This is a genomic window from Streptomyces sp. DvalAA-14 (assembly GCF_900091855.1).
In the GTDB taxonomy this organism is placed as follows: Bacteria; Actinomycetota; Actinomycetes; order Streptomycetales; family Streptomycetaceae; genus Actinacidiphila.
Window position 1 is genome coordinate 1 of record NZ_FMCH01000491.1, and the last position, 8,602, is coordinate 8,602.

General features: G+C 67.7%; 9 protein-coding genes and 1 pseudogene. 2 read left to right on the forward strand and 8 right to left on the reverse strand.

Annotated features, from left to right (window positions below; all coding sequences use genetic code 11):
- Window positions 1–308 (forward strand): annotated as a pseudogene (locus tag GA0115240_RS26085) (hypothetical protein); the annotation flags it as partial.
- A 258-nt stretch (window positions 309–566) separates the two neighbouring features.
- The gene (locus GA0115240_RS26090) at window positions 567–1,028 is read left to right on the forward strand and encodes a hypothetical protein (RefSeq protein ID WP_093740257.1); all 462 of its coding nucleotides are present in this window, start codon (window positions 567–569) and stop codon (window positions 1,026–1,028) included.
- A gap of 942 nt (window positions 1,029–1,970) precedes the next feature.
- Here the strand turns inward: GA0115240_RS26090 and GA0115240_RS26095 are convergent.
- The 8 genes from GA0115240_RS26095 to GA0115240_RS26130 all read right to left on the reverse strand — a co-directional run bounded on the left by GA0115240_RS26095 (window position 1,971) and on the right by GA0115240_RS26130 (window position 7,663).
- Window positions 1,971–2,291 carry a hypothetical protein gene (locus tag GA0115240_RS26095; RefSeq protein ID WP_141708966.1) on the reverse strand — a complete coding sequence of 107 codons (321 nt, stop codon included), beginning with the start codon at window positions 2,289–2,291 and terminating at the stop codon, window positions 1,971–1,973.
- Entirely contained in the window at window positions 2,288–2,623 is a 336-nt protein-coding gene (locus GA0115240_RS26100) for a hypothetical protein (protein ID WP_141708967.1), read from the reverse strand. The genes GA0115240_RS26095 and GA0115240_RS26100 overlap by 4 nt, the downstream gene beginning before the upstream one ends.
- Window positions 2,624–3,554: 931 nt before the next feature.
- Window positions 3,555–4,667, reverse strand: coding sequence for a hypothetical protein (locus GA0115240_RS26105; RefSeq protein ID WP_093740263.1), 1,113 nt, complete (start codon window positions 4,665–4,667; stop codon window positions 3,555–3,557).
- Complete coding sequence (locus GA0115240_RS26110; protein ID WP_093740265.1) at window positions 4,664–4,972, reverse strand: helix-turn-helix domain-containing protein; 309 nt, start codon at window positions 4,970–4,972, stop codon at window positions 4,664–4,666. The genes GA0115240_RS26105 and GA0115240_RS26110 overlap by 4 nt, the downstream gene beginning before the upstream one ends.
- Entirely contained in the window at window positions 4,969–5,715 is a 747-nt protein-coding gene (locus GA0115240_RS26115; RefSeq protein ID WP_093740267.1) for a hypothetical protein, read from the reverse strand. Before GA0115240_RS26115 ends, GA0115240_RS26110 begins: the two co-directional genes overlap by 4 nt.
- Window positions 5,706–6,002 (reverse strand): hypothetical protein, encoded by a 297-nt coding sequence (locus GA0115240_RS26120; protein WP_093740269.1) that lies wholly within the window; start codon window positions 6,000–6,002, stop codon window positions 5,706–5,708. Before GA0115240_RS26120 ends, GA0115240_RS26115 begins: the two co-directional genes overlap by 10 nt.
- Window positions 5,999–6,790 carry a hypothetical protein gene (locus GA0115240_RS26125; protein WP_202451751.1) on the reverse strand — a complete coding sequence of 264 codons (792 nt, stop codon included), beginning with the start codon at window positions 6,788–6,790 and terminating at the stop codon, window positions 5,999–6,001. Before GA0115240_RS26125 ends, GA0115240_RS26120 begins: the two co-directional genes overlap by 4 nt.
- 117 nt (window positions 6,791–6,907) lie before the next feature.
- Window positions 6,908–7,663: a Crp/Fnr family transcriptional regulator gene (locus GA0115240_RS26130; protein ID WP_093740272.1), complete on the reverse strand. Its 756-nt coding sequence runs from the start codon at window positions 7,661–7,663 to the stop codon at window positions 6,908–6,910.
- Window positions 7,664–8,602 lie beyond the last annotated feature (939 nt).

Sequence of the window (8,602 nt, forward strand, 5' to 3'; positions counted from 1 at the left end):
TCGGCGAGTACGTTGTGGAGATCCTGATTGTCATCATTGATGAGCTCCGAGATCTCGCAGCGCCAGGCAACCCCGGCCACCTTGCATACCGGCAGTTCATCGTGGAGAACCCGCTCTTCTTCGCACGCACCCAGCGCCGGGTCATGAGCTACTGGAGCTGCTACTACCGGTCGGCCTGGGCGAGCTTCCGTGACTACCCGGGCTGCACTCTTCTCGATCTCCTGCGGTCCGCTGCCTCCGACAGAGCAGGCCGTCCCTGGCCCAATCTCGCTCCAGCGGTCGGCACCCGGGTCGACGGCTATCGCTGAGGCTCAGCCGGGCAAGCTCGCCCAGCCGATCAAGCTGCGCAGGCGATCGGCCGCCCACCCATCGGAGGCCCTTCTCGCTGCGGACTCGGGTGCGCTCCTTGCGCTGGGCGGCCAGCACGTCGGAGTGGCGGGCTTGGCGTTGCGCCAGCGAAGGTAGGCGCGCAGGGCCCGACTCTGGGTCCGTAACACCTCCGCCCGAGCCCCCGGACCGCCTGAAATCTCTTGCCACACCTGTCAGGCCGACTTCACCATGGTCGGATGTTCGAACTCGTCCTCAGCAAGGGGCTGCTCCTCCCGCTCGGAGCAGGTCTTCTGACCGTCGGTATGTCCGAACGGGAGGCGCAAGACATGGTGGCGACTCTGGCCGACGTACGGGAGGGCTGGCAGTGCGGAGCGGGCTGGTCCTTCGTCGCGAGGTACGAAGGGCTAGGGTTGACGATCTCCGGCGACGTCTCGGACCGGTGGGGAGTCCTGCCAGACATGCCCGGCCTCAGAGGCGTCGCTGTCGCGCGCCATACTACGGCGCCGACCGGTCCATCCGCTGTCCCGGTCGTCCTCGACGACGTCGACCTTTTCGGCTATCCCGAAGCCGAGATCCTCAGCTTCTTCGGCACGAAGCCGTATCCAGGACTCTGGCTACGACCTGCCGACCCTGGCGGCAACTACCTCCGGGAAATCTGGTTCACCCCAGGTGCGACCTCACAGCCACAACCTCATTAACGGCCCCAGCCGCTTGTCAGAGCCACCCGAAGTCCGAGGGGTCGGCGAGGGCAACGACAGACGGGGAAGGGTTGCAGTTCGGGTTGCGTTCACCCTCGTTCGGCGACGTCCGCCAACCACCAGGGGTGGCACGTAGGCGCAGTTCAGGACGTTGGCGAACCCTCCTGAACCCCCGGACGAACAGTTGGAAAGCGTGTTGGGGGCAACCCCTCACGAGTTCGAATCTCGTATCCTCCGCACCCGCCCACCAGGGCGGAGGGCCCCGACCGCGCAGCGGTCGGGGCCCTCATCGTTGCGCGGTTGCAGTTTCGGTTGCGCTTGGTGCCGAAAAGGCAGCCCTGGCCTGGACGTTCACCGCCCTGGGGTCGTGGTGACTCGCGCGGATGCATCACACCCCACCCTGCGTAGTTACGGAAGTACGCAAGCGCTACATTGCGCGTCAAACAGACCGTCGTGGCTCGTCGCACCAGCGGCATCCCCCGGCGAGCCCGGTGGAGCTTCGTTCGGGCTCAGATGTCCGGGAGCTCTGCTGAGAAGAGCACCGGGTTTCTGGACTCGGCCCAGGAAACTCGAGGCGGCGAGCGCAGCGGCGGAGCCCCGCAACAGGACAGGATCAAGCGCTCCATGATTACCGGGAGCAACCGTGATCAGTACCGATTTCACGGTGCGACTGACTCGTCGACAGCGGGCGGGTCGGTGACGTTCTGGCTGCCGGGTATCCACGAGCCGGAATCCGCGGCCCTCGGCGGAGCCCTTGCGATGGACATCGCTACGACCTGTTCCACGAGGACGGCCGGCACCAGCTCACGTACCTGCCCGCCCCCGGGCACGTGGTCGCAGGGAGACGGCCGTCCTGCTGCAGCATCGTCCGTGTCTCCGGCACCTCACAAGGCCTGTAGCACCGTTCATGCTGGCGGCACCGGGACTCAGGCTGGAGACGGGTCAGGGCAGATCCGGATCCGTGGTGATCCAGATGAGGTCGCAGATACGTATCTGCCGTTCGCCGGGATAGACGCTGTAGCTGAAGAAGACGCCTTCCCAGGGCACGGCCACGCTGTACCAGATGACATCGTCGATTTCCATCGGCAGTCCCGGCGGCGCCTTGCCCGACTTGACGGAATCGCCCACTTCGAGAGCCAGCGCGCGGAAGAAGAGGACCATCTGGTCGTGGAGTTCCGTGAATCCCGACGTTCCCATGGCATGCAGGACTTCGGCCGCTCTGAGTTCGGCGACGGCCTGCCAGCCGCGTGACACCGGCCTCACCGGTGACCGCCTACGAACAGATCCGGCAGGCGTACCAGGTCACGGCCAGCGACCGTCCTGGTCAGACGGCGTTCACGGCCGGGCACCGCATCGAACATCGCCTCCATCCACCACACGTTCATCACGTCGTCGAGTTCCGGCCCCAGCGGCGCCTGCCAAAGCGCCGCGTGGAACGCCTGTCGCTTCTCCTCACCGAGCGCAGCGCTGATCGCTTCGATCGTGCGGGGTAAGGGCTGGGTCCTCCTGCCATCCCCGGAAGGGGCGGGGGGTGTCATCACATGCGTCTCCATGGTGCGGATGCCGATGTCACGGCTCATCGTTTCCGACTTCACGCTAGCCATTCGTACGGCGGAGCGGAGTGTTATCACTTTTCCGATACGGGAACAGACATCGGCAGCGCCCTCGCCCGGACACGGCCGTGGAGAAGGCAGAGGCACCCCTATGCACTGCTGCTGTCGGTCCTGGAGCAGGGGTTCGGTTCCTGCTCTTGTCGCGGCATGTCGGGACCGGACCGTGGGCGCCACGGTCATTGCAGTGGCAGAGGGCCTGGAAGCCGGAGGGCTACGTGACACCGTGCCAGGTCGGCAGGAAGAGGGCCTCGTCCGCATCCCACACAGGCCCCGGCGGCCGTGCGGCGCCTGGGCTGCAGACCCATTTAGCCGGCAACGACGTGTGGTCCTCTGGTCTCAGTCTTGGTCTCATTCAGCCGCGTCCGGGACCGTCCGTCAATCGCCGGGAGAGCCGTTCCGTCGCAGGTCACAATGTCTATACCTCCTCATGTACAGCCTCGTGACCCGTTGGAAAGCGTGTTGGGGGCAACCCCTCACGAGTTCGAATCTCGTATCCTCCGCACCCCGCCCGCCAGGGCAGACGAGGGTCCGGACCGATTCATTGGTCCGGACCCTCTGCGCTTTCGGTGGCGGTACCCGCCGAGACCGTGCAGGCCCGATTCACCCGCCGCTGGGGCCGGTGGAGCAGGTGGACGCCGACAGCATCCGCCTGCTGTACTCGACCGACTCACTGGAGTGGCCAGCGATGATGTTCGGGGCCCCTCCGGCCGACTTCTGCGTGGTGCGGCCCTAAGATTTCTGAACCACTTGGAGTCCTGCGCCGCCCTGTCCAGCCCGATGGCGGCGGCGACACTGGCAGGGAGAGCTTCCACGGGTGAGCCGATCGCGGGGCTCACCCAGGAGACAGTCGTGCGGCATTGAAAGTCCCGGTGGGTGGCCCCGGCAGCCGTCGCCGGGGCCACCCACCGGGTGGTCAGATCAGCTCGCGGGCCCGGCGCTCCCAGTCCGCGATCCGGGTCACCACGCCGGTGACTTGTTTGACCGCAGCAGAGATGTCCCGCCCAGGTGCCCGCAGTTCCCGGCTCATCTTCACCAGCCACCGCATGCCGACCTCGACCTCGCCGAGCACGCCGACCATCTCCTGCGTGGACTCCGCAGTGCTGACCATCTGCTCCAGGAAGCCGGCCGGCGAACCGGCGCGCTGCTCGGGCGGCATCACCGCGATGACGTCGAACGCCGTCTGGACCGCCGCGTCCATCTCCACCATCTGCCCGGCGAAACGGGTGCACGCCTCCCGCAGACCGGAGGCTGGCTCGGCCATCGTCTTCCCCAGCTCACTCATCGCCGGCAGCCACGCGCTCATCGGCGTCCCGGGCTGGGAGGCCCGTTCCATCACGGGAGCGATCTGCACGGCGACTTCGCCGATCACCGTCATGTACCCGGCGATCGCCTCCGTGGTCTCGCTCATCGCCTCCATCTGCTCCTCCACCCGGGCGAACCGGTCGAACAGCCCGGGGGCCTCCGGGTCGTCCGGCTCCGCCTCGACCGCAGCCGGCGGCGGCGCTGCTGGCAGTCCGAACAGGATCCGGGCCGGGGTCAGCGGCTCGAACCCGTTATGCAGGGCACCCTCCAGCGCGGTCTCGAGGTCCCGCCGCGCCCTGACCAGCCCGCTCCGGCTGCGCTTGAACATGATCGTCCGGATCTGCGAGAGGTCGAACGGCAACTGCCCGTGCTCGCCGATGTGGATGATGGGCTTGCCGGTCAGATGCCGGATCCCGAGCTCGTAAGTGACATTGGCATTTCCCCCGGTGAGGTCGGCGATCACGATGTCGTCCTGCAGCAAGTGGCGGCAGATCTGCTCGGTGATCTCGCCCGAATCGGCGATCCCGTCCGCCCGGACCGGGACGATGCCGTGTTTGGCGCAGGCGGGCAGGATCACCTTCTCGTAGATCTCCAGGTTCTCCTCGAACGCCAGCAGCTCCGCGCTCCTGTCCGGGGCGTGCTCATTGCCGATGGGCGCGATGACGAAGCAGGTCGTCATCGGCGCCTCCTCGGGCTCCGTATCGGCGACGGCCACGATGGTCATGCGTAGTCCTCCGTCTCGAACTCGATTGCACGATTGCGCTGTTCCGCGAAGTCGGCGCCGGCTCGTAGGTCAGCCGCGTAGACGGGGCGCTCCTCGATCCCGAGCGCCCGAAGCAGGTCAGTGGTGGGGATCCGGTACTGCCACCCGAGGCGCAGGACGGGGCAGGGGAAATCCCCCTGATGGATGAGCTTGTAGGCGGTGGCGGAGCACAGCCCGAGCGCGCGGGCGGCGGTGCGCAGGTCGACGGCCAGGGGCAGGTCGAACGCCTCGCCGAACGAGAGCCAGGTGCCGGGGCGAGGGGTCATCGCCGCCCTCCGACCGGACGCAGCGACAGGGTGCCGATCCTGCTGCCCTCACTGGGGCGCCGCGCCCGGTGCACGATCTCTCCGAGGCCCAAGTGGCCTGCCAGCTCGCCCAGACGAAAGCTCTCCAGCCGCCCCGGTGTGACGCTGAACCGCACCGTCGCCGACAAGCCGTCAGGCCGGGCAGGCGGCGATACGCGTAGCTCCCAGCCATCCTGCCAGTCGCTGACGGGCGACTCCGCGGGTGCCTCCACGGCGAGGTGGACGGCGGCCAGCGCCGCGATATCCGCCACCGGTCGCTCCCGGACGCGAGCCTTGGCGAACGTCCAGACCTGGTTGGCGGCGGGGCACAGCAGTGCGTGACCGGAGTCCTGGGCCTGCGGGGTGACGTCCGCGAGTGCTGCCAACAGGGCGAGCAGCGTTTCGGATTCGAGCTCCCGCCGGTCGATAGCCCACCGGATCGCGATCCGGTAGAGGGTCCGCCGCATCGCGGGCAGGGCCAGCCAGAGCACCAGCAGCCGGTCAGGTCCGGCCGCGGCCGTGTCACGCTGCGCCGCGCCGACGGCCTCGCGCCAGATCTCCTCACGGAGCCGCGGGTCCGCCGACCTGAGGTAAAGCGCCCGCCGGGCCGCCACGGCGGTGAGCCAGGCCGGGCCGTTGGCAGTGGTAACTGGGAAGGGCAGGTCGGCGGGCACGAACCGGTGCTCCAGCACGTCGAACACCCGGTTGTAGGGGATCAGTCCCATGGTGAACCTCCCGAGTCGTCGGTGTCGTCACGCAGGTCGTCCACGATGAGCGAGCAGGCCCGAATGATCCGGTGCAACTCCTCGCGCAGCGTCTCGTAGGGGACCGGAGAGAAGCCGGCCATGGACCGCCGCGCGCTGGCGGCGGAGTGGTGCTCGCAGGCGGCGGCGTAGTAGTGCACGTCGCCGGTCCGGCCCTGGACGGAGAGGCCCCGGGTGCCCTGCTGACGGTTGCTGCCCCCCGCGTTCCAGCAGCAGGCGCAGCCCCCTGCGGGCGGGTGGTCGCTCATCGGCCTTCCGAGCCGGGCGCTGCGCCGTGGACGACGGACCCGTGGATCACACCCTGGACGGCGGTGCCGTGGACGCCGTACTGCACAAAAGTCGGCTGCTCCCGCTCCGTCGCCGGCGCCGTGGGCCGCGGCCCGTCCCCCGGCGCACTCGGCCAGGGCCCCCGTACGCCCTGCGGATCCACACCGGGCAACCGGACCCAGCCGTACCCGGCGAACTCTTTCTGCCTTACGTGGATACGCCGGTATTGCTCCGGGTCGAGTCCGTGCACGCGTGAGCGCACCACGTCCTGGTAGAGGTGGTCGGAGACCACCACGGCCAGGCTCGCCGACTCGGCAGCCGCCAGAGCCTGCTTCACCTCGGGTGCGTTCAAGTAGCGGGCGACCGCGATCGGGGCGGGGCCGGAGAAGCCCAGGGCGGCCGTGGCGGCCACGCCGGCGTCAATGGCCAGCCGAAGGCGCATCCGTCCGGCGGGCCGGCGGGTGGCGTTGTAGCCGCCGAGCTCGGCCGCCAGGTGCGTGACGTACTCGCCCAGCACTAGTTGCTCGGGAGTGCCGGGCGGGAGAACCGCGAACTCCAGGTCGCCCTGCGGCTGGGTGGACCACTGGCCGTGGTCCAGCCCACTGCGAACGGCTGCCGCCCGCAGCACCCGTTCGAGTCGGGCTTGTGCGGCCTGCTGGTCCGGGGTGTCGAAGCGGCTGTACTGCTCGATGTCCGCCGCCAGGCAGAGGTGGCGGGTGTTGTCCGGCCGGGGCTGGCCCCAGGGACTGACGGTCGAGTGCGATGTCATGTGAACCATCACCTACTCAGTCAAGGTTTCGACAGTTGGCTGCGCTGGACGCCAACTGTGCCGCCCGTGCGGTCAAGCCTCAGAGCAGGCCGTAAAAATGCGGATTCCTCGGTCTGTTCAGCGGCCGATCGTCGACGGGTGTCCGATCGCCCGGAGGTAGTCCAGCCTCATCACCTCCATCCGGCGGGTGCCGGTTGTGACGATCCCTTCGTCACGGAACGCCGCCAGCGCCTTCTGCACCGTCTCCGACTTCGCGCCGATGAGCTCAGCCAGTTCGGTGTGCGTGAGGTTGACGTCGATAAGGGTGTACGAGCGGACGGGATGGCCGTACTTTTCGATGGGTCGACCATGGTTCTCGGCCAGTTCGGCGAGCATCCGGGCCAGCCGCACTCGAACCGGAAACTCACCGAAAGCGATGCGCCAGGAAATTGCGGTGCGCAGGCGGCGGTGGCTGAGCCGCACGATCTGAATGGCGGCCTCGCGGTGCTTGTCGAGGAAGCTCCGCATCGCTCGGCCTTGGACGACATGTGCGTCGATGTCGTCGCAGGCGGTCACCGTGGCCGACCTGGGCACGCCGTCGATCACGGCCATCTCCCCGACCACGTCTCCGCCTACCCGTATCGCGATCAGGGCGTCATGCCCGTTGCCACGCCTGCCAGTAACCTTCACGCAGCCGGTCTTCAGAAGCACCAGGTAATCGCCCGACGCACCCTCCACCAGGATCTTCTCCCCGGGCGGATATTTCTGCGGAGAACCGATACTCAGCAGTTCCTCCCGCACTGGCCCCGACAGGCTGCCGAGGAAGCGTGCTGGGCGCCGCTCGCCGATGTCATCTGTGCCGCGCCGTGCTGTCCCCTGAGTCGCGCGCTCCATGTCCCACCTCGTAGTCGAACCCGAGTACCTTCCCGGCCAGGGAATTAGCCGCGGATTCGAGTAGAAAGGGCGTGCGAGAAGCATTCGGCGGTGTGTATAAGCGCGGGGAGCGCGTCGGCGCAGGTGGCACGCCCGAGCCGCCGCCCGCCGTCGGCGCGGCGCATGGCCCGTGATCTTCACCCGCTGCTCGGCAGATCAGCCCCTACGAGTTCGATCCGTCCAGGGCATCACCGACGCCAACTTCGACTCTGCCACCGACTGGCAGGACGCGTAGCCGCGTTCCCTACCGTTGAACAGAACTCATGGCACCGCAGGTCAGACATGACGTGGGCAGCGCCGGGCCAGTTGCAGTTCCAATTGCATTCACCTGCGTTCAGCGGGGTTCGAAGTCCACGCTCCGGACCACTACGCCGCAGGTCAGAACACTGATGAACGCGCCCGGCCGCATGGGCGAACAGTTGGAAAGCGTGTTGGGGCAACCCCTCACGAGTTCGAATCTCGTATCCTCCGCACCCCGCCTGACCAGGCGAAACGAGGTGCCGAACCGCCCCTGCGCTTCGGCACCTCGTTGTGTTTTGGGTTGCAGTTTGGGTTGCGTTTATATCGCAATAATTAGGACATTTGAAACCGCTTTCGGCGTCCAGTCTCGCCAGCACACAGGCTGTGGCCGCAGGTTGGACCTTTCATCCAGTCGCGCAGCCAGCAGAGGATCCCGAAGGCGGCTGCGGTGCTGCTCAGCGGCTCGGATGAGATTCTTGGCGTGGCGCGAGCGGAGCAACTCGGCGCAGGGAGTACGAGTGGAGGTCGCAGCGGCGGGCGAGATCCGCCGCAGTGCCAGGGGTCGCTTCCAGGAAGTCGCGGACCAGAGTGTCGGCCTCTGGGAGCACCGTCCGATCGGGCCGCGGGGCGTACCGGTCATAGAACGCCGCGACGAACCAC

Excerpts from the sequence above, each read along its gene's own strand:
- GA0115240_RS26115 (WP_093740267.1), bottom strand. The coding sequence starts at position 5,715 with ATGGGACTGATCCCCTACAACCGGGTGTTCGACGTGCTGGAGCACCGG.
- GA0115240_RS26090 (WP_093740257.1), top strand. The coding sequence starts at position 567 with ATGTTCGAACTCGTCCTCAGCAAGGGGCTGCTCCTCCCGCTCGGAGCA.
- GA0115240_RS26125 (WP_202451751.1), bottom strand. The coding sequence starts at position 6,790 with ATGACATCGCACTCGACCGTCAGTCCCTGGGGCCAGCCCCGGCCGGAC.
- GA0115240_RS26105 (WP_093740263.1), bottom strand. The coding sequence starts at position 4,667 with ATGACCATCGTGGCCGTCGCCGATACGGAGCCCGAGGAGGCGCCGATG.
- GA0115240_RS26120 (WP_093740269.1), bottom strand. The coding sequence starts at position 6,002 with ATGAGCGACCACCCGCCCGCAGGGGGCTGCGCCTGCTGCTGGAACGCG.
- GA0115240_RS26130 (WP_093740272.1), bottom strand. The coding sequence starts at position 7,663 with ATGGAGCGCGCGACTCAGGGGACAGCACGGCGCGGCACAGATGACATC.
- GA0115240_RS26110 (WP_093740265.1), bottom strand. The coding sequence starts at position 4,972 with ATGACCCCTCGCCCCGGCACCTGGCTCTCGTTCGGCGAGGCGTTCGAC.